Origin of the sequence: Arthrobacter sp. H-02-3 (assembly GCF_003097355.1) — a bacterium.
GTDB classification, from domain to species: domain Bacteria; phylum Actinomycetota; class Actinomycetes; order Actinomycetales; family Micrococcaceae; genus Arthrobacter; species Arthrobacter humicola.
This window is the reverse complement of sequence record NZ_PYUI01000012.1, coordinates 19,832-37,609: the sequence shown is the minus strand read 5'-3', so window position 1 is coordinate 37,609 and position 17,778 is coordinate 19,832. Positions and strand designations below refer to the sequence as shown.

At 68.4% G+C, this 17,778-nt stretch carries 17 protein-coding genes; 2 read left to right on the top strand and 15 right to left on the bottom strand.

Going from position 1 to position 17,778, the window contains the following annotated elements:
* Positions 1 to 71: 71 nt before the first annotated feature.
* The 3 genes from purM to C9424_RS12790 all read right to left on the bottom strand — a co-directional run bounded on the left by purM (position 72) and on the right by C9424_RS12790 (position 3,384).
* Entirely contained in the window at positions 72 to 1,241 is a 1,170-nt protein-coding gene (gene purM, locus C9424_RS12800; protein WP_116767208.1) for a phosphoribosylformylglycinamidine cyclo-ligase, read from the bottom strand.
* On the bottom strand, positions 1,238 to 2,938 hold the full coding sequence (gene purF, locus C9424_RS12795; protein ID WP_116767207.1) for an amidophosphoribosyltransferase: 1,701 nt from the start codon (positions 2,936 to 2,938) through the stop codon (positions 1,238 to 1,240). Before purF ends, purM begins: the two co-directional genes overlap by 4 nt.
* Positions 2,939 to 3,015: 77 nt before the next feature.
* The gene (locus C9424_RS12790; RefSeq protein ID WP_116767206.1) at positions 3,016 to 3,384 is read right to left on the bottom strand and encodes a hypothetical protein; all 369 of its coding nucleotides are present in this window, start codon (positions 3,382 to 3,384) and stop codon (positions 3,016 to 3,018) included.
* A gap of 89 nt (positions 3,385 to 3,473) precedes the next feature.
* Here C9424_RS12790 and C9424_RS12785 point away from each other — a divergent pair, with 89 nt between their 5' ends.
* Positions 3,474 to 4,322 carry a class I SAM-dependent methyltransferase gene (locus C9424_RS12785; RefSeq protein WP_116767205.1) on the top strand — a complete coding sequence of 283 codons (849 nt, stop codon included), beginning with the start codon at positions 3,474 to 3,476 and terminating at the stop codon, positions 4,320 to 4,322.
* Positions 4,323 to 4,512: 190 nt separating this feature from the next.
* Here the strand turns inward: C9424_RS12785 and C9424_RS12780 are convergent, their stop codons facing one another.
* Together C9424_RS12780 and bcp are read right to left on the bottom strand one after the other, a co-directional pair.
* The gene (locus C9424_RS12780) at positions 4,513 to 5,463 is read right to left on the bottom strand and encodes a type IV toxin-antitoxin system AbiEi family antitoxin domain-containing protein (RefSeq protein ID WP_116767272.1); all 951 of its coding nucleotides are present in this window, start codon (positions 5,461 to 5,463) and stop codon (positions 4,513 to 4,515) included.
* A 284-nt stretch (positions 5,464 to 5,747) separates the two neighbouring features.
* On the bottom strand, positions 5,748 to 6,227 hold the full coding sequence (gene bcp, locus C9424_RS12775) for a thioredoxin-dependent thiol peroxidase (RefSeq protein ID WP_116767204.1): 480 nt from the start codon (positions 6,225 to 6,227) through the stop codon (positions 5,748 to 5,750).
* Positions 6,228 to 6,402: 175 nt separating this feature from the next.
* On the opposite strand from bcp, the gene C9424_RS12770 reads away from it, so the two are divergent.
* The gene (locus C9424_RS12770; RefSeq protein ID WP_116767203.1) at positions 6,403 to 7,377 is read left to right on the top strand and encodes a serine hydrolase; all 975 of its coding nucleotides are present in this window, start codon (positions 6,403 to 6,405) and stop codon (positions 7,375 to 7,377) included.
* A gap of 133 nt (positions 7,378 to 7,510) precedes the next feature.
* On the opposite strand, the gene C9424_RS12765 is transcribed toward C9424_RS12770, so the two are convergent.
* The 10 genes from C9424_RS12765 to C9424_RS12725 form a co-directional block, all read right to left on the bottom strand.
* Positions 7,511 to 8,008, bottom strand: a complete 498-nt coding sequence (locus tag C9424_RS12765; protein WP_116767202.1) for a peroxiredoxin — start codon at positions 8,006 to 8,008, stop codon at positions 7,511 to 7,513.
* A 44-nt stretch (positions 8,009 to 8,052) separates the two neighbouring features.
* Positions 8,053 to 8,847, bottom strand: a complete 795-nt coding sequence (locus C9424_RS12760; RefSeq protein WP_116767201.1) for a winged helix-turn-helix domain-containing protein — start codon at positions 8,845 to 8,847, stop codon at positions 8,053 to 8,055.
* Positions 8,844 to 10,187, bottom strand: coding sequence for an allantoinase AllB (allB, locus tag C9424_RS12755; RefSeq protein WP_116767200.1), 1,344 nt, complete (start codon positions 10,185 to 10,187; stop codon positions 8,844 to 8,846). Before allB ends, C9424_RS12760 begins: the two co-directional genes overlap by 4 nt.
* Complete coding sequence (locus C9424_RS12750; RefSeq protein ID WP_116767199.1) at positions 10,180 to 11,391, bottom strand: glycerate kinase; 1,212 nt, start codon at positions 11,389 to 11,391, stop codon at positions 10,180 to 10,182. The genes allB and C9424_RS12750 overlap by 8 nt, the downstream gene beginning before the upstream one ends.
* A 1-nt stretch (position 11,392) precedes the next feature.
* Positions 11,393 to 13,183, bottom strand: a complete 1,791-nt coding sequence (gene gcl, locus C9424_RS12745; RefSeq protein WP_116767198.1) for a glyoxylate carboligase — start codon at positions 13,181 to 13,183, stop codon at positions 11,393 to 11,395.
* 122 nt (positions 13,184 to 13,305) lie between these two features.
* The gene (locus C9424_RS12740; RefSeq protein ID WP_116767197.1) at positions 13,306 to 14,184 is read right to left on the bottom strand and encodes a 2-hydroxy-3-oxopropionate reductase; all 879 of its coding nucleotides are present in this window, start codon (positions 14,182 to 14,184) and stop codon (positions 13,306 to 13,308) included.
* A 39-nt stretch (positions 14,185 to 14,223) separates the two neighbouring features.
* Complete coding sequence (locus C9424_RS12735) at positions 14,224 to 15,024, bottom strand: hydroxypyruvate isomerase family protein (RefSeq protein WP_116767196.1); 801 nt, start codon at positions 15,022 to 15,024, stop codon at positions 14,224 to 14,226.
* A 207-nt stretch (positions 15,025 to 15,231) separates the two neighbouring features.
* Positions 15,232 to 15,393: a glycine zipper domain-containing protein gene (locus C9424_RS21680; protein WP_202615868.1), complete on the bottom strand. Its 162-nt coding sequence runs from the start codon at positions 15,391 to 15,393 to the stop codon at positions 15,232 to 15,234.
* 234 nt (positions 15,394 to 15,627) lie between these two features.
* Complete coding sequence (locus C9424_RS12730; RefSeq protein ID WP_116767195.1) at positions 15,628 to 16,443, bottom strand: bifunctional allantoicase/(S)-ureidoglycine aminohydrolase; 816 nt, start codon at positions 16,441 to 16,443, stop codon at positions 15,628 to 15,630.
* Positions 16,440 to 17,777 (bottom strand): DUF6986 family protein, encoded by a 1,338-nt coding sequence (locus tag C9424_RS12725; protein WP_116767194.1) that lies wholly within the window; start codon positions 17,775 to 17,777, stop codon positions 16,440 to 16,442. Before C9424_RS12725 ends, C9424_RS12730 begins: the two co-directional genes overlap by 4 nt.
* Position 17,778: the final 1 nt, after the last annotated feature.

Here is a 17,778-nt window from a genome sequence, read left to right as displayed (position 1 = left end):
GAGTGCTCCAAACCCGCCCTTATGAAGCTGCTAAAGGGCGGTTTTGGAGCACTCGATGCGGTTGAGGGCCTTTAGGCGTAGGCGTTGACCAGGCGGACCGCGCCGCCGTCGACGCCCTTGGCGCCCTGGACGTAGTCGGGGCCGGACTTGATGATCGAATCCGAGTTCTCCTCCACCGTGCCCATGATCCAGGACGGCAGGCCGCGGTCGTTGAGCCGGTTCACGGCGGCGTCGGCGGCCTCCGGGGAAACGATGGCTACCATGCCCACGCCCAGGTTCAGGGTCCGCTCGAGGTCGGCCAGCGGGACGTTGCCGAGCTCGGAGACCAGCTTGAAGATGGCCGGCAGTTCCCACGTGGCGCGGTCAACGGTGGCCAGCAGGCCCTGCGGGAGGACGCGGGCGAGGTTGGCCGCGAGGCCGCCGCCGGTGACGTGGCTGAAGCCGTGCACGGCCTTGCCGCCAGCGGAGCCGTTCACCGGGAAGGTGCGGGCGAGGTCCAGGCAGTCGGCGGCGTAGACGCGGGTGGGCTCCAGGAGCTCCTCGCCCAGGGTGCGGCCGAGTTCGGAGACCTGGCGGTCCAGGGCCCAGCCTGCGTGGTTGATGACGCGGCGGACCAGGGAGTAGCCGTTGGAGTGCAGGCCCGAGGAGGCCATGCCGATCACGACGTCGCCGGCGCGGACACGGTCCGGACCCAGCAGGGCGTCGGCCTCGACCACGCCGGTGGCTGCACCGGCGACGTCGTACTCATTTTCGCCGAGCAGGCCGGGGTGTTCGGCGGTCTCGCCGCCCACCAGGGCGGTACCGGCGACCGAGCAGGCGGCCGCGATGCCGCGAACGATGTCCGCGATGCGTTCCGGCACGACCTTGCCGCAGGCGATGTAGTCGGTCATGTACAGCGGCTCGGCGCCGACCACGACGATGTCGTCCACCACCATGCCGACGAGGTCAAACCCGATGGTGTCGTGGATGTCCATGGCCTGCGCAATGGCCACCTTGGTGCCGACCCCGTCGGTGGACGTGGCCAGGAGGGGCCGCTTGTAGGTCAGCAGCCGGGAGACGTCGTAAAGACCTGCGAACCCGCCGACGCCGCCGATCACCGAGGCGTTGTGGGTTGCCTTCACGGCATCCTTCATGAGTTCGACGGCGCGGTCTCCCGCTTCGACGTCGACGCCGGCGGAGGCGTAGGTGATGCCGGCGTTCTGGGCGGCGTTCATGTCAGCGGCCGGGGAGGCGGAAGTCATACTGGCTCTTTCTTGTCGGCTTTGGTGACGCGGTCGGCATCGGTGAGCAGTTCTTCGAATTCGGAGTCCGGCCCCGGATCGCAGCCCGTGGCGCCGGCCTTCTCGGCCGGGTCGTCCGAGATCGAGGTGCCGGGTTCGGCGTCGGGGGAGTCGGACGCGGCCTCTGCCGGTGCGGCCGGCGCGGAAGCGTCCGCTCCGGAAGCAGCTCCGCCGGCGGCGGGAAGACCGCCGAGGTCCGTGCGCTCAAGCAGGTTCTTGCCAAGCTTGTCTGCGCCGGGCAGCTCGATCGGGTACTTGCCGGTGAAGCAGGCGGTGCAGAGGCGTTCGCGCGGCTGCCGGGTGGCGGCGATCATGCCGTCCTCGGAGATGTAGGCCAGCGAGTCGGCGCCGATCGCCTGGGAGATCTCGTCGATGGTGGCGCCGTTGGCGATCAGTTCCGCGCGGGATGCGAAGTCGATGCCGTAGAAGCACGGCCACTGCACCGGCGGCGAGGAGATCTTGACGTGCACGGAGGCGGCGCCGGCTTCGCGGAGCATCCGGACGATGGCGCGCTGGGTGTTGCCGCGGACGATCGAGTCGTCCACCACCACGACGCGCTTGCCCCGGATCACCGATTCCAGGGCGTTGAGCTTGAGGCGGATGCCGAGCTGCCGCAGGGTCTGCGACGGCTGGATGAAGGTTCGGCCCACGTAGGCGTTCTTGACGAAGCCGTGCGCGAACGGGATGCCGGATTCCTCGGCGTAGCCCACAGCAGCGGGCGTGCCGGATTCCGGGACCGGAATGACAATGTCCGCTTCCTGGGTGTTCTCGCGGGCCAGCTGGCGGCCCATCTCCACCCGGGATTCGTAGACCGAACGGCCGGCAATGGCGGCGTCCGGGCGGGCAAGGTAGACGTATTCGAAGACGCAGCCTGCCGGGGTCGCGTCGGCGAAGCGCTGTGAGCGGACGCCGTCCTCGTCGATCGCGATGAATTCGCCGGGCTCGATTTCGCGGATGAAGCTCGCGCCGACCGTGGCCAGGGCTGACTGCTCGGAGGCGACCACCCAGCCGCGCTCCAGCCGGCCGAGGCACAGAGGGCGGATGCCATAGGTGTCGCGGGCCGCGTAGAGGGTTCCCTCATCCATGAAGACGAAGCAGAAGCCGCCCTTGATCTTGGGCAGGAGCTCCAGGGCGGTCTGTTCGAGGGACTTGCCCTCTTCACCCTCCAGGAGCGCCGTGACCAGGGCGGTGTCCGAGGTGTTGCCCTGTTTCATCTCGCCGCTCAGGTTTCCGCCGTTGCGGTCCGTGATCATGGCTTTGAGCTCGGCCGTGTTCGTCAGGTTGCCGTTGTGGGCCAGCGCCACGGTGCCCGTGGAGGTCGCGCCCAAGGTGGGCTGGGCGTTGGCCCAGTGGCTCGCACCCGTAGTGGAATAGCGGCAGTGGCCGACGGCCAGGTGCCCGGTCAGGGTGTTCAGCGTAGCCTCGTCGAAGACCTGGGATACGAGGCCCATGTCTTTGTAGACGTTGATCCGCTTGCCGTCGCTGGTTGCAATACCAGCCGACTCCTGACCACGGTGCTGCAATGCATACAGCCCGTAATAGGTAAGTTTTGCTACTTCTTCACCGGGTGCCCAGACCCCAAAGACGCCGCATGCGTCCTGAGGGCCTTTTTCGCCTGGGAGAAGATCATGAGAAAGTTTTCCATCGCCGCGTGCCACTGGTCGATTATCTCACGATGTGCGCTAAGACTTTTCCGGCGCCCGGTTTATGACCTGCCGGCAGGCTCAGGCGCGGCTCAGGCGCGGTTCTCGCCGTCGGCGTCGGGTGCGGAGTCCGGAACGGACTCGACGACGGCGCGCTCGGCGCGGCGGACGCTGATCCGGTCCAGCACCAGGGCCGCCACGGCACCTAGAATGACGCCGCCGGCCGCGCAAAGGACCATGAAGAAACCAAATACGGAGCCGCTGTCGTAGCTGGCATCACCGGGGAGGGCGTAGGCGATGATGGCCGCCGCAACGACGCCTACGAGCCCGCCCAGGATCAGGAACGGCACGTACTTCGGCGCCCGCCGGACGGTGACCTCGCGTCGCTCCGGGACGCTGCCGGGGGCTGACTCCCCGTGGGGTTCGGTGCCTGCGGTGCCGGGGGTTTCGTGGGAAGACATGCCGTTAAGCCTACTGCCCTTCGAGTCATTGCCGGAGACCCGTTCCGGGAGCAGACTAGGGCTAGGAACAGACGAGCCAAGGATCCGCCATGTTAGCCTCAGCCGACCGCGTTCGCGACCAGCAGCGCCTGCTCTGGGATGAGTTCTCGGCGGGCTGGAAGAAGTGGGACGTTGAACTGCTCGACTGGCATGCCCCGTTCGGGGACGCCCTGCTCGAGGAGCTCCGGCTGCGCCCCGACTCCTGGGTGCTGGATGTCGCGGCAGGCACGGGGGAACCTGCACTTAATGTGGCCGGTCAGGTGCCGGACGGGCGGGTGGTCCTCGCTGACATTTCCGCCGGTATGCTCCGCGTGGCCGAAGAAAAGGCATTGACCCAGGGCCTGCACAACCTGGACTTCAAGGTTTGCGACGCTGCTGCCATGCCCTTTGGTGACAACACGTTTGACGCCGTGTACTGCCGCTTCGGTTTGATGTTCTTTCCGGTCATGTCCGCGGCCATGCGCGAGATGGCGCGCACCGCCAAGCCGGGCGCCCGGGTCGGCGCCGTCGTCTGGGGACGCGCCGCCGAGAACCCGTGGGCCAGCCTGATCCTCGGCACGATTGCCCGGCACCGCGAGCTGCCCATTCCGCCCGCAGGGACTCCGGGGCTTTTCCGCTGTGCACCCACCGGGTTCATGACGCGGATGTTAACGGACGCCGGGCTGGTAGACGTGACCGAGCGCAAGGTCAGCACCGACCTCGTGTTCGAATCCCCGGAGAGCTATTGGGAATTCATGACCGACATCGCGACCACAGTGGCGATGGGGCTGGCCAAGGCGGACGAGAAGTCTCGGGCTTTGATCCGCTCGGACGTATTCGCGCTGCTGGGCCGCTATGAGCACGACGGCGCCATCCAGCTCCGGTCCACCGCCACGGTGGTTGCCGGGACCAAGGTGTAGGCAGCCGGCCGGTTTTCGCGCCGTTTTCGGACCGGCGCGTCGCCATCGGTCGGATGCGGCCCGGATCCGCGCTGCATCCGACTGGTTCCGGAGCCGTGGTCCGAAACCGCAGCGAAAACCGCCCGGAGCGCGGCCCGGATCCGCGCTGCCGTGTCCGATTCCGTAGCGCGTTCCCGGGAGCTTGGCAGGATCAGCGTCGGCAGGACGGGAGTGTCTGCCGCGGAACACCTGCCGCGGCCAGAAATACCTCAAATCTTCCGGGATTGGACAGCTCCGACCACGTCCAGCGGATCACGCGTCGGCCGGTGGCACGAATCCGGTCCTCCCGGCGCTTCTCGTCAGTGAGGGCCTCAGCGGGCGTCCGGCCCTGCAGGAACTCCGCCTTGCGGTACTTCACAAGTCCGTCGAATTCACCGCACAGCTGCTCCTCCGGCCAGTCAAAGTCTGTGAATGCGACCAGCCCGCGGGCGTCGCGGGTTTCGACCTGAAGGAGGGGAATCCGGAAGCCGAGCCGGTGCATCAGGGCGCGGCTCACCGATTCTCCCGGGGAGCCGGACGCCGGATCAGCGAAATCCAGGGCGGTCCGGATTCGCCGGGCAGCGGCTTTTGTGTAGTTGCCGTCGATGCCGGTGTGGAGTTCCTCGCGGCTGAGCGGTGGCAGATTGTCAGGCTGCGGCCGGAGGACGTGGTCGAATACCGTGACTCCCTGTTCGAACGATTCGAAGGCGGCCAAGTCCAAGGCTGTCCGGACGCGGTCCGTGACGAGGAGCCCGTGACGCTCCTTGATCTGTGCCGAGTCCAAATCGACGAAGTGCCGCCGGACCCCGGCGCGCGAGCGGCCGCCGCCGTCGTCGGAAGTGCAGGCATGCACCAGATGGCCGTGGCCCAGCAGCGGCATGTCCCACAAGGCTGCGGAAGACTGGCGGCAGAAGATGGTGCGGCTCTTCAACGTGGACGCCGCCGCCCGGATGAGGACCGGATACCGGTCCCACGGCGTCAGCGATTCCCAGTCTTGCACCCGGACGTAGACGCCCTGTCGGATCCGCCGGAGCTGGCCGGACTTCGCCTGCCGGGCAAGGCCCCGCGCATCCTGGCCGAGCCGCGCAAGGTCGCTGCTAAGAATTAGTGGTGGTAGTTCCATGCCCCGATGGTGGCCCGTGAGGCTGGGCCGGACAACCACCACTGAGGCGGATGTGGAGAACTCCTCCGCGGCAGTTTCAGACCGGCGCGACGACGTCGGACTGGCGCGCCGTGGATCCGCGTTGCCCGTGTCCGGTTGCGTAGCCGTGGTCCGAAACCGCAGCAAGAACCGCCCAGGGCGCATCCCGAACCTCCCGGCGCGGACGGTTGGACGCCCGAACCGGTGGGGCGGCGCCGGGCGCGGACGCTTGGACGCCCGAACCGCGGGGCCCGGGGCGCGGACGGTTAGACGCCCAGTTCTTCCTTCAGCGCCGCGACGTGGCCCTGGGCCTTGACCTGGTACTGCGCGAGCTTCACCTTGCCCTCGGGGTCCAGCACCACCGTGGAGCGGACGAGGCCCTCGGTGACCTCGCCGTGGACCAGCTTCTCGCCCCAGGCGCCGTAGGCGAGTGCGACAGCGTGGTCCTCGTCGGCCAGGAGCGGGAAGGTCAGGGCAAAGTCTCCGGTGAAGTGGGCCAAGGCATCGGGGGCGTCGGGGGAGATGCCCAGGACCTCGTAGCCCGAGCCCTGCAGGGACGCGAGGTTGTCGCGGAAGTCGCAGGCCTCGGTGGTGCAGCCGGGGGTCGCGGCCTGCGGGTAGAAGTACACGATGACGTTCTTGCCGCGGTAGTCGGCGAGGGACACGGGCTTGCCCTCGGCATCGGGAAGCGTAAATTCCGGGGCCGGGGTGCCGGGCTGGAGCTTGACGGTCGGATTGGCGTTCATGAGGATCCTTCAGGAGAGGGGGACAACGGGTCTGTGGTGCACAACACCGGCGTCGCAGGCTGTATTCCGCCGTCTGGCAACGGCCGTCGGCGTCCGCCAGCTGCGCCGGGTCCGGTGCGCGGTGACAGCATTTTCATAGCTCCGGCATAGGTGTCGTGGCTAGTTTGAAGCAACTATGGAACAGCACACGCCACGCCAGCGACGATTTGGACCCCGGCCCGCGACGGGCGGCAAACCTCGTCGGGCGGCCGTGCGGCTGCGGACCCTGGTCGCGGGGGCCTGTGCAGCAGTGCTCGCCGTCGCGCTGGCTGCCGGCATCTTCTCAGCCGCGGAGGCACGAACGACGACGGCCGCCGCGGGAGCATTCGCTGCCGGTCCGGCGGCCGGCAGTGTTTCGCCGTCGGCCGGTTCCGGCGCGTCGGCCCCGGCATCCGCCGCGGCGGCAGGATCCGTCGACGCCGCACTGGACGCGAAAATCCAGGCCATTATCGACGCCAACAGCCAGTATCAGATCGGCGTGGCGCTGGTCGACGTATCGTCCGGCGCGGACCCGGCAGACGTCCACGAATACGGGGTCCGGGAGCAGTTCGTGGCGGCCAGTACCGCCAAAGTCCTGGCCGCCGCGGCTTACTATCACCTGGTCGAAACCGGCGCCGCCAGCCTCGATGACCCTTTGGGCGACTACACCGCCGGGTTCCAGCTGCGCGAAATGATCCAGCAGAGCGACAACGACTCGTGGTCGCTGATCATGGATGCCGTGGGCCACGAAGAGCTGACGGAGTACGCGGCGTCGCTGGGCGTGACCTACGATCCGGAAACCAACACGCTGACCCCGGCGGAAATGGCCGGCGTCCTGGCCGGGGTCTATTCCGGAACGCTCCTCAACGCCGAGGACACCGCGCAGCTGCTGTCCTACATGCAGGACACCAACTACGAGACGCTCATTCCCGCCGCCGTGCCGGATGGGATAACGGTGTTCCACAAATACGGGCTCCTGGACGATGAACTGCACGACGCCGGCATCCTCACCAAGGACGGCACGGCCTACGCGCTGGTCATCTACACCAAGGGCCAGAGCCTGAGCGACGTCCCGGAACGCACCGAGGTGATCCATCAGCTGACGCAGGCCGTGACGGGCGCCCTCTTCTAGGCCGCCCGTGACGGAATGTGCGGCGTCTTCGGGAATCCGCGGCGGAACCAGACGACCGCACCGCGGATCCGAGGCGCCCCTGTCCGAAACCGTGGCAGAAAACCGAACGCGGCGCGGAGCGGGCGTCCGGCGCTTAGACGCCCAGCTCCTCGCGGAGAGCCCGCACGTGGCCCTGCGCGCTGACCTGGTACTGGGCCAGGACCACGTTGCCGTCGGGACCGACCACCACGGTGGACCTGAAGGTTCCTTCGCGGACTTCGCCGTCCACCAGCTTCTCGCCCCAGGCTCCGTACGCCAGGGCTGTGGCGTGGTCCTCGTCCGCGAGCAGCGGGAAGGTCAGGGCATGCTCGGCGGCAAAGGCGGACAGGGCCTCCCGCGCGTCGGGGGAGATGCCCAGGACCTCGTAGCCCGCGCCTTGGAGTGCAGCGAGGTTGTCGCGGAAGTCGCACGCCTCCGCGGTGCAGCCGGGGGTGGCGGCGCGGGGGTAGAAGTAGACAATGACGCTCTTGCCGCGGTAATCGGCCAGGGAAATCCGGCGCCCCGCAGAGTCGGTCAGCGTGAACCCGGGGGCCGGAGCGCCGGTCTGGAGCCTGGTGGTGGCGTGCAGCTTGGTGGGTACCGTGGATGGCATGGAGTTCCTTCGATCGCGAGTCGGGATGGTGGTGGAAGCGGGGGTCAGATGGTGTATTCCGCCGGTCCGCGGACGGTCGCCAGCGGACCGGGGACGAAGCGGTAGCCGCCGCTGCGGACGGTGACGACGGCGTGCCGGCAGCCCTTGAGCTTCCGGCGCACCCGGCCGACGTACACATCGATAGACCGGGTGGCCGCACCAGGGGTGTCGAACGCGTCGAGGCAATGCTGCAGTTCCTGCCGGCTTACCGTGCGGGAGCAGTTCTGCACGAGGCATCTCAGGAGGGTGAACTCCACGTCCGTCAGGGGCACGCGCTCGCCGTCGAGCCTGGCCTCCCCGGCCGCGAGGTCGACGGCGAGCCGGGTGATGCTGCCGGGGGCAGGCGCGAGCGGCGCCCCGCCGTCGGCTGCGGCCCCGCCGTCGGCTGCGGCCTTGACAGGCAGTTCAGGCCCGGCGGGAAGTTCACCTCCGGCAGGCAGTTCAGCCCCGGCGGGAACCTCCGGTGCGGTTCCCGCCGGGATGCCGTCCTCGCCGGGGGACCGGACGACGGCGGACGTTGCTGCCCCGGCGGCGGGCCTAAAGTGGACTTCCGCCTCCGGGGCACATCTGAGGGCGCGGCCAAGCACGAGCTCGGCCGCCCGTGCCAGTGCCGCCGGGTCGCAGTCGGCGTTGTCCGGAAGGGTGACCCAGACGGCCAGCCCCTTCGCGGTGAGGCCGGACTGTCCAGCTCGTCCGATCTGTCCAGGCCGTCCGACCCGGCCAACAGGTCCGGTCCGGCCAACCGGGCCGCACTGTCCGTAAGCGGCGTGTGCCGGGCCGGCCGCGGCCGGCTGGCTCATACGCCGCCGCGGCGGATCAGCTTGCCGGTCGGAGTCCGGCCGTCAACCAGGGTGCCGCGGAGATAGGTCTGCCGGACAACGCCGGAGAGCGCCTTGCCGTCATACGGGGTGATGGGGTTCTTGTGCTTGAGCTTGGAGACGTCCACGACGTACGCCTCGTCCGGGGCAAAGACGGCGAAGTCGGCGTCGTACCCCAGCGCGAGCTGGCCCTTGTTGGAGAGGCGTGCCAGTGCGGCTGGCTTCTCGGCCATCCACGAGACCACCTGCTCCAGGGGGATGCCGCGGTGCCGGGCCTCGGTCCAGATCAGGGAGAGGCCCAGCTGCAGCGAGGAAACGCCGCCCCAGGCCACCGCGAAGTCCCCGTTCTCCAGGTCTTTCAGGTCAAGCGTGGACGGGGAGTGGTCCGAGACGATGCAGTCGATGGTGCCGTCTTGCAGGCCTGCCCAGAGCAGTTCGCGGTTGGAGGCCTCGCGGATCGGCGGGCAGCACTTGTAGGCGGTGGCCCCGTCGGGGATTTCCTCGGCCATGAGGGTCAGGTAATGCGGGCAGGTCTCAACCGTGAGGTGGACGCCGTCGCGCTTGGCGCTGGCGATCATGGGCAGGGCATCGGAGGACGAGAGGTGCAGGATGTGGGCGCGGGCGCCGGTCCAGCGGGCCCGTTCGATGACCTCGGCGATGGCCTTGTTCTCGGCGCCGCGGGGGCGGGAAGCCAGGAACGTCGAGTAATGGTCGCCGCCCGGGTGGGGTGCCCGGTCGATCGCGTGCGAGTCCTCGGCGTGGACGATCATGAGCGAGTCAAAGGTCTTGAGCTCGGCCATGTCCTCTTCCATCTCGTCAGCGTCCAGGTGCGGGAACTCGTCCACGCCCGAGTGCAGCAGGAAGCATTTGAAGCCGAACACGCCCTCGTCGTGGAGGCCGCGCAGCTCGGCCTTGTTCCCCGGCACGGCGCCGCCCCAGAACCCGACGTCTACGAACGCCTGGTCCTCGGCCACCTCACGCTTGAGCTTGAGCCCTTCCACCGTGGTGGTGGGCGGGATGGAATTCAGCGGCATGTCGATGATGGTGGTCACGCCGCCGGCCGCGGCCGCCCGGGTGGCGGAGGCGAAGCCTTCCCATTCGGTGCGGCCGGGCTCGTTTACGTGGACGTGGGTGTCCACGAGGCCCGGCAGCAGGGTTTCGTCGTCGGCGAGCTCAATCACTTCTGCGCCGGCAAGCCCGTTGCCCAGGGGCTCGATCGCGACGATCTTGCCGCCGCGCACGCCCACTTCACGCGCCGCGATGCCGGCGGTGGTGAAGATGCGCCGGCCCCGGATGACGAGGTCAAAGCGTTCTTCAGACATTGAGGGGCTCCTTTGTGCAGGCAATTTTCGCTGGTGCGGTGCCGGCCGGGACCAGTCCCGGCAGTTCCGCGCCGATTCGTTTTCCCAATTGTTCAAGCAGGGGACCTGCTTCGGCTATACATGTTTCTACCTTGGCCTCCAGCGAAGTCAGCGGGTAGACCTGCCGGAATCCCGATTCCTTCTGCTGTTCCGGTGTCAGCGTGGTGCGGCCGCAGACCGCGACCACCGGGACCCCGGCGCGCCGGGCCGCCCGGGCAACGCCCGCGGGAGTCTTACCTAGCAGAGTCTGTTCGTCCAGGCTGCCTTCGCCGGTGATCACCAGGTCCGCGCCGGACAGCCGTTCTGCCAGCCCGGTGAATTCGAGGACGACGTCGATGCCCGGCCGGCGGGTCGCGGCCAGTGCCGCGATCGCCGCGTAGCCCACGCCGCCGGCTGCGCCCGCGCCCGGAGCCTCGGCTGCCCGGAGCGCCCGGGGGCCGATCTCGGAAGTCAGGACCTGCACGAAGTGGGCCAATGCCGCATCCAGGAGCACGACGTCGGCGGGGGTGGCGCCCTTCTGCGGGCCGAAGATGCGTGCGGCGCCGGACGGTCCGAGCAACGGGTTGTCGACGTCGCTGGCGAGCACGAAGCGTGCCTCGTCCAGGCGGGAATCGAACCCGGAGAAGTCGATCCAGGCCAGCCGGGCGAGGGCTGCCCCACCGAGCGGCAGCTCACGGCCGTCGGCGTCGAGCAACCTGGCGCCGAGACCCTGCAGGACGCCGGCGCCGCCGTCGGTGTTGGCGCTCCCGCCGACCCCGAGGATGATCTGCCGGCACCCGGCGTCGAGCGCTGCGCGGATCAGTTCGCCGGTTCCCAGGCTGCTGGCGCCGGTGGCGCTCGCCGAATCCGGCGCTGCACCGGCGCCGCTTCCGGGCAGCACGGCGAGCCCGGAAGCGGTGGCCATCTCGATGACGGCAACGCGACCGCGGACGGCGAAGTCCGCGGGGACCGGCTCACCGGTGGGGCCGCTGACGACGGCGCTCCGGCGGGCGAAGCCGGAGCCGACGGCGGCATCGAGGGTGCCCTCGCCGCCGTCGGCCACGGGAATCCTGAGTACCTCAAGGTTGCCGCCACACGCCCGTTGGAGCCCCGTTTCAACGTGCCGGGCAACGTCCGGGGCCGAGAGCGAGCCTTTGAACTTGTCCGGCGCTATGACCACCCGCATCTCAGGCCTGCATCGCCAGGATGGCGGTCGGGGCGTCTTCGGCGGTCTCGGCCAGTTCTTCGAACTCGTTGACCGCGTTGATCTCCACACCCATGGAGATGTTGGTGATCTTTTCCAGGATCACTTCCACCACCACGGGAACCTTGAACTCGCCGGCCAGCGCCTTGGCCTTGTCGAAAGCGGACGCCAGGTCGTTGGGGTCCTCCACGCGGACGGCCTTGCAGCCCAGGCCTTCGGCCACCTTGATGTGGTCCACGCCGTAGCCGCTTGCCGTTGCCGAGAGATCAGTGGAGTTGATGTTCTCGAACGCCAGGGACACGTTCTGTTCCATGTTGAAGCCCCGCTGGGACTGGCGGATCAGGCCCAGGTAGGAGTTGTTGACCACCACGTGGATGTACGGCAGGTTGAACTGCGCGCCCACGGCCAGTTCCTCGATCATGAACTGGAAATCGTAGTCACCGGAGAGGGCAACAACGGTCTCGTCCGGCTTGCCGCGGACAACGCCGAGGGCGGCCGGGGCAGTCCAGCCCAGCGGACCGGCCTGGCCGGCGTTGATCCACTTGCGGGGGCCGAACACGTGCAGCATCTGGGCGCCGGCGATCTGTGACAGGCCGATGGTGGACACATAGGTGGTGTCCTTACCGAAGGACTTGTTCATCTCCTCGTACACGCGCTGCGGCTTGATCGGGATGTTTTCGAAGTGCGTCTTGCGGTGCAGGCTGGCCTTGCGTCCGGCGCACTCGGCCGCCCAGGCGCTGTAGTCCGGCAGGGTGCCGGCAGCCTTGCGCTCGCGGGCGAGCTCGACCAGCCCTGCCAGGGCCGCGCCGGCGTCGGAGGCGATGCCCAGGTCCGGTGAGAACACGCGGCCGATCTGGGTGGGCTCGATATCGATGTGCACGAACGTGCGGCCGGCTGTGTAGGTGTCCAGGCCGCCGGTGTGGCGGTTGGCCCAGCGGTTGCCGATGCCGATCACGAAGTCGCTGCGCAGATAGTTCTCGTTGCCGTAGCGGTGGGACGTCTGCAGGCCCACCATGCCGGCCATCAAGGGGTGGTCGTCCGGGATCGCGCCCCAGCCCATCAGGGTGGGGATGACCGGAACGCCCAGCAGTTCGGCCAGTTCCACCAGCTGCTCGGAGGCGCCGGCGTTGATGATGCCGCCGCCGGCCACGATCAGCGGGCGTTCGCCGGCCGTCAGCATGTCAAAGGCCTTTGCCAGTTGCTTGCGGCTGGCCTTCGGCTTTTCCACGGGCAGCGGCTCGTAGGTCTCGATGTCGAACTCGATCTCGGCCATCTGGACGTCGATGGGCAGGTCCAGCAGGACCGGGCCCGGGCGGCCGGAGCGCATCAGCTGGAAGGCCTTCTGGAAGGCGCCGGGAACCTGGCCGGGCTCCAGGACGGTCATGGCCATCTTGGTGACGGGCTTGGCGATGGACTCGATGTCCACGGCTTGGAAGTCTTCCTTGTGCAGCTTGGCAACCGGGGCCTGGCCGGTGATGCAGAGCATCGGGATGGAGTCTGCCCAGGCTGCGTACAGCCCGGTGATCATGTCCGTGCCGGCGGGGCCGGACGTGCCGATGCAGATGCCGATGTTGCCGTCCGCCGCACGGGAGTAGCCGTCGGCCATGTGGCTGGCGCCTTCAACGTGGCGGGCCAGGGTGTGGCGGATGCCGCCGTGGGCCCGCATCGCGGAATAGAACGGGTTGATTGCCGCCCCTGGCAGGCCGAACGCCTCGGTGGCGCCCTCCTTTTCCAGGATGGCGACGGCTGCGTCAACAGTGCGCATCTTCGTCATGGTGTGCTCCTTGAAAGTCTGTTTTGGGTGTGGAGGGGGAGCCGCCGTCGTGAAGTACGACGGCGGTTGCCCTGTTTTGCTTGGTTCCGGCCTGTCGCCGGGCTGCTTACTTCCGGCCTGGGTTACTTCCGACCGCTGAGCTGGAGGACCTGCTTGAAGAGGCCCGAGTGGTCCAGCCCGCCGTCGCCCTGGTTGACGGTGGCGGCGACGAGCTGCGCGACGACGGCGCCGAGGGGGACGGCGACGTTGGCCTCGCGGGCAGCGGAGGTGACGATGCCGAGGTCCTTGTGGTGCAGGGCCAGGCGGAATCCGGGGTCGAAGTTGCGGTCCAGCATCTTCTGGCCCTTCTGGTCCAGGACCTTGGAGCCGGCGAGTCCGCCGCCGAGGACCTTGAGTGCGGCGTCGGTGTCCACGCCGTAGGCCTCGAGGAAGGCAATCGCCTCGGCCAGGACCTCGATGTTGACCGCGACGATCAGCTGGTTGGCTGCCTTGACGGTCTGGCCGGAACCGGACGGGCCGACGTGGACGATGGTCTTGCCGACGGCCGTCAGGACGTCCTGGGCGGCCTCGAAGTCAGCGGCGTCGCCGCCCACCATGATGGACAGTGCGGCGTCAATGGCGCCCTGTTCGCCGCCGGAGACCGGGGCATCGAGGGGACGGATGCCAGCTGCTTTGGCGTCGTCCGCCAAACGCTTGGCGACGTCGGGGCGGATGCTGGATGCGTCGATCCAGAGCGTGCCCTGCTTGGCGTTGGCGAACACGCCGTCGGCGCCGCTGACGACGCCTTCAACATCGGGGGAGTCCGGCACCATGGTGATGACGACGTCGGCGTCCTTGACGGCCTCGGCAATGCTGCCGGCGCCGCGGCCGCCTTCGGAGACTAGTTTGTCGATTTTGTCCTGGCTCCGGTTGAAGCCGGTGACCGTGTGGCCGGCTTTGACGAGGTTGATGGCCATGGGCAGCCCCATGATGCCGAGTCCGATCACTGCAACGTTGCTCATTGTTTTTCCTTTACTGAAGTCTTGTTAGCGCGGGCGGGACTAGCCTGCGGCGTGCTGGCGGATGGCCCAGGCGAAGGCGGTTTCCGCCGGCTCCTTGTATTCGAGGCCGATGTAGCCCTCGTAGCCGAGTTCGCGGCTGCGGGTGATCCACTCGCCCAGCGGCAGGGTCCCGGTTCCGGGGGCGCCGCGGCCGGGGCTGTCGGCGATCTGGATGTGGCCGAAGTCTTTGGCGTGGCCTTCGATGACGGCAGCGACGTCGTCACCGTTGACCGCCAGGTGGTAGAAGTCGGCCAGGAGCTTGACGTTCTCCGCGCCGGTTTCGTTCTTGACCCGGGCGATGACGTCGAGAGCATCCGCCGCGGTCAGCAGCGGGTAGCGGGGTGCGCCGCTGACCGGCTCCAGCAGGACGGTTCCGCCGATCCGGGCGACTCCGGCGGCTGCGGCGGCCAGGTTCTGTACCGCCAGTTCGTCCTGTTCCTCGGGGGAGTGCTCCTCCTGGCGGTTGCCGTAGAGGGCGTTGAAGGCGGTGCAGCCGAGTCGCGCGCCGATCCCGGCAACGACGTCGATGTTGTCCTTGAATTCGGCGCTGCGGCCCTTCCAAGACACGAGGCCCCGGTCTCCTGCGGGCATGTCACCGGCGTTGAAGTTCAGGCCGGTGAGCTGCACGCCGGCATTCGTGATGGCGTTCTCGAACCGGGTGACCTGCGCGTCGGTGGGGACGGAGGTCTCGAAGGGCCACCAGAATTCGACGGCGTCAAAACCGGCGGCCTTCGCCGCGGCCGGGCGTTCCAGGATAGGGAGCTCCGTCAGGAGGATGGAGCAGTTCACGGTGTACGTCATTGTGGGTTCCTTCCGGTGTGGGCGGGAGCTGGATCCCGGGCTTCGTTGCCTTGCAGATCGTCTCCTGCGATTTCCGCTTTGTGGAATTTAGATTCTGCTTTATGAAAAGTGTAGGGAAGTTAAGGCAGGGGAGTCAAGGGGTGCGCGTCAAGCGGCGTACGTCCGGGAAGGGCGCGGGGGTGTCGCTGATCCGGGCGAAGGGCGGTTCTACCGCTTCGTGGGATCTTTCCGGGCTGCCAGGCCCACGAGCGCGCCGATGCCCAGGCCGATCAGCAGGCCTGTGAACGGCTTGTCGACGGTGGTGACTCCGATGGCGAAGCCGAGGGCCGCGCCAAGGAGCATTCCGATCCACAGGGATTCGTACTTCACAGCCTCAGGCTAGCAAGCATGGCCCGGGCCGCAAGGGTTTCCGGCTTGGGAACCACATTTGGTGCGGAGGCGCGCACGGCCCCGGAACCACGAAAGAGTCCGGAACCATGAAGGAGCCCGCCCCGACAGGCGGGGCGGACTCCACAGGGTGATTCAGCACAGCGCGGATCAGCACTCGCTGGAGCAGCAATGTGCGGACCAGCAGTGCGTGCACCGGTACGGCGCGGACCTGCCTTAGGTCAGGCGGATCTGGCGGTTGACGTCCTTGTAGAGCAGGTAGCGGAACGGACCCGGGCCGCCGGCGTAGCAGGCCTGCGGGCAGAAGGCCCGGAGCCACATGAAGTCGCCCGCCTCGACTTCCACCCAGTCGTCGTTGAGGCGGTAGACGGCTTTGCCCTCCAGGACGAAGAGTCCGTGTTCCATCACGTGGGTTTCGGCGAAGGGGATGGACGCCCCGGGCTGGAACGTGACGATGTTGACGTGCATGTCGTGGGCGAGGTCGTCGGGGTCCACGAAGCGGGTGGTGGCCCAGGCCCCGTTGGTGTTCGGCATGGGCCGCGGCTCGACGTCTTGGTCACGGGTGACGAAGGATTTGGCCGTGAAGCCTTCCAGGGGCTCGTAGGCCTTGCGGATCCACTGGAAGCTGGCGGCCTCCCCGGCGGAGTCGTTGGACACTTTCCAGTCCGAGCCGGCGGCGAGGTAGGCATAGCCGCCGGCCTCGAGGTGGTGGATTTCGCCGTCGAGGGTCAGTGTCAGTTCGCCCTTGGTCAGGAAGATCACGCCTTCGACGCCGGCCTCTGCCTCGGGCTTGTCGCTGCCGCCGCCCGGGCCCACCTCGACAATCAGCTGCGAGAACGTCGTCGCAAAGCCGGCGATGGGCCGGGCGATGATCCAGGACCGGGTGTTGGTCCAGCCGGGAAGGTTGCTGGTGACGATGTCGCGCAGCACCCCCTTGGGGATGACGGTGTAGGCCTCCTTGACCACGGCGCGGTCGGTGAGGAGCTGGGTCTGCGGCGGGAGACCGCCTTCGGGTGAAAAGTAGTTGCTCATGGGTGTGTCCTTTTCGCTGAGGGGGTGGAGGAAGCGGCCAGCCGCGGGTGGGCCAGCACGGTGAGCTGGGGAAGTCCGACGCCGGCCAGCGCCAGGACTTCATCGGCGCCGACGGCGCCACATTGGACGCCGCGCAGCACAAAGGCCGCCAGGGCGCGTGCGGTGGCGGGCTCATCCATGACGCCGCCGCCGGTTTGTTCCACGTAATTGCGGAGCCGGGCAGCGGCAGCGGGGAGCCCTTGCCGGTAGAACGCGTAGGTCGCGGCAAACCGGCTGGGCAGCTGGGCCGGGTGGAGGTCCCAGCCCTGGTAGTAGCCGCGTTCCAGCGACCGGCGGACCAGCCGGCCGTGGAGCTGCCAGGCCTGTTCCACGTTGTCGCCCACCGGGATGATGTTGGTGGAGCCGTCGGAGAGCCGGATGCCGGTGCCGGCCACGGCAAGCTGCATGACTTCCTTGGCGAAGTCCGCCACGGGATGCTCCATGGACTGGTATTCGGCCGAGATCTGCAGCGACGCGGAGTAGTCGTACGTCCCGTAGTGCAGCCCGCTGATCCGGCCGGGCACCGCGTGCGGCAGGCGCGCCACCGGAGAGGTCCCGTCCGGGCCCAGGATGAGCTGCGGCGTTTCCACCTGCACCTCGAACCGGAGCCGGCCCGCGGGGAGCGAGTGGACGTCCTCGAGCCGGGACACGGCGAAGGCCATGGCCTCCACCTGCGCCACGGTGGTGACCTTGGGCAGGGTAAGGATGAGTCCAGCCGGGAGTTCGCCGGCCGCGGCCAGCTGCGACACGAAGAGGTCCAGGGTCCGCAGGCCCCGGGCCCGGGTGGCGGCTTCGAAGCACTTGAAACGGATTCCGATGAACGGCGGCGCGGTGCCGGCGGCGACGGCGGTGGCCACGGCGGACCCCGCGGCGACAGCGGCGGTGTCCTCGGCGTCGTCGCCCCGGTCCCCGAACCCGTCCTCGAAGTCCAGCCGGAGGTCCTCGACGGGCTCGGTTGAGAGTTTGGCCCGGACCCGGGGCGCGACGGCGGCCGTCAGGTCGGCGTCCTGGCCCTGCAGTGCGCACAGGCTTTCGACGCCGCCGCGGGCGTCCACCGCGGCGAGGGCCTGGGCGCCCCAGTCTGCGGTGAACTCCGGGCTGAAGCGGTCGGCGGGAACGTAGACCGTGTGCACGGGCTGGCGGGAGCCGTCATCGCCCGGGTAGTTGCGCTCCAGTAGCCGGTCGGTATCGGCGAGCTGCGCGTCAATCCTGGCGAGGTCGGCCCCGGACAGGGACTGCGTCACCGGTCCCTGGCTGCTTCGGTGCAGTCCGGCGCCGGCGGAGGTGGCTGCCATG

What these genes read in the sequence shown, in the direction of transcription:
- purM (WP_116767208.1), bottom strand. Translation starts at nt 1,241, where the DNA reads ATGACTTCCGCCTCCCCGGCCGCTGACATGAACGCCGCCCAGAACGCC.
- C9424_RS12790 (WP_116767206.1), bottom strand. Translation starts at nt 3,384, where the DNA reads ATGTCTTCCCACGAAACCCCCGGCACCGCAGGCACCGAACCCCACGGG.
- C9424_RS12785 (WP_116767205.1), top strand. Translation starts at nt 3,474, where the DNA reads ATGTTAGCCTCAGCCGACCGCGTTCGCGACCAGCAGCGCCTGCTCTGG.
- C9424_RS12780 (WP_116767272.1), bottom strand. Translation starts at nt 5,463, where the DNA reads ATGGAACTACCACCACTAATTCTTAGCAGCGACCTTGCGCGGCTCGGC.
- bcp (WP_116767204.1), bottom strand. Translation starts at nt 6,227, where the DNA reads ATGAACGCCAATCCGACCGTCAAGCTCCAGCCCGGCACCCCGGCCCCG.
- C9424_RS12770 (WP_116767203.1), top strand. Translation starts at nt 6,403, where the DNA reads ATGGAACAGCACACGCCACGCCAGCGACGATTTGGACCCCGGCCCGCG.
- C9424_RS12765 (WP_116767202.1), bottom strand. Translation starts at nt 8,008, where the DNA reads ATGCCATCCACGGTACCCACCAAGCTGCACGCCACCACCAGGCTCCAG.
- C9424_RS12760 (WP_116767201.1), bottom strand. Translation starts at nt 8,847, where the DNA reads ATGAGCCAGCCGGCCGCGGCCGGCCCGGCACACGCCGCTTACGGACAG.
- allB (WP_116767200.1), bottom strand. Translation starts at nt 10,187, where the DNA reads ATGTCTGAAGAACGCTTTGACCTCGTCATCCGGGGCCGGCGCATCTTC.
- C9424_RS12750 (WP_116767199.1), bottom strand. Translation starts at nt 11,391, where the DNA reads ATGCGGGTGGTCATAGCGCCGGACAAGTTCAAAGGCTCGCTCTCGGCC.
- gcl (WP_116767198.1), bottom strand. Translation starts at nt 13,183, where the DNA reads ATGACGAAGATGCGCACTGTTGACGCAGCCGTCGCCATCCTGGAAAAG.
- C9424_RS12740 (WP_116767197.1), bottom strand. Translation starts at nt 14,184, where the DNA reads ATGAGCAACGTTGCAGTGATCGGACTCGGCATCATGGGGCTGCCCATG.
- C9424_RS12735 (WP_116767196.1), bottom strand. Translation starts at nt 15,024, where the DNA reads ATGACGTACACCGTGAACTGCTCCATCCTCCTGACGGAGCTCCCTATC.
- C9424_RS12730 (WP_116767195.1), bottom strand. Translation starts at nt 16,443, where the DNA reads ATGAGCAACTACTTTTCACCCGAAGGCGGTCTCCCGCCGCAGACCCAG.
- C9424_RS12725 (WP_116767194.1), bottom strand. Translation starts at nt 17,777, where the DNA reads ATGGCAGCCACCTCCGCCGGCGCCGGACTGCACCGAAGCAGCCAGGGA.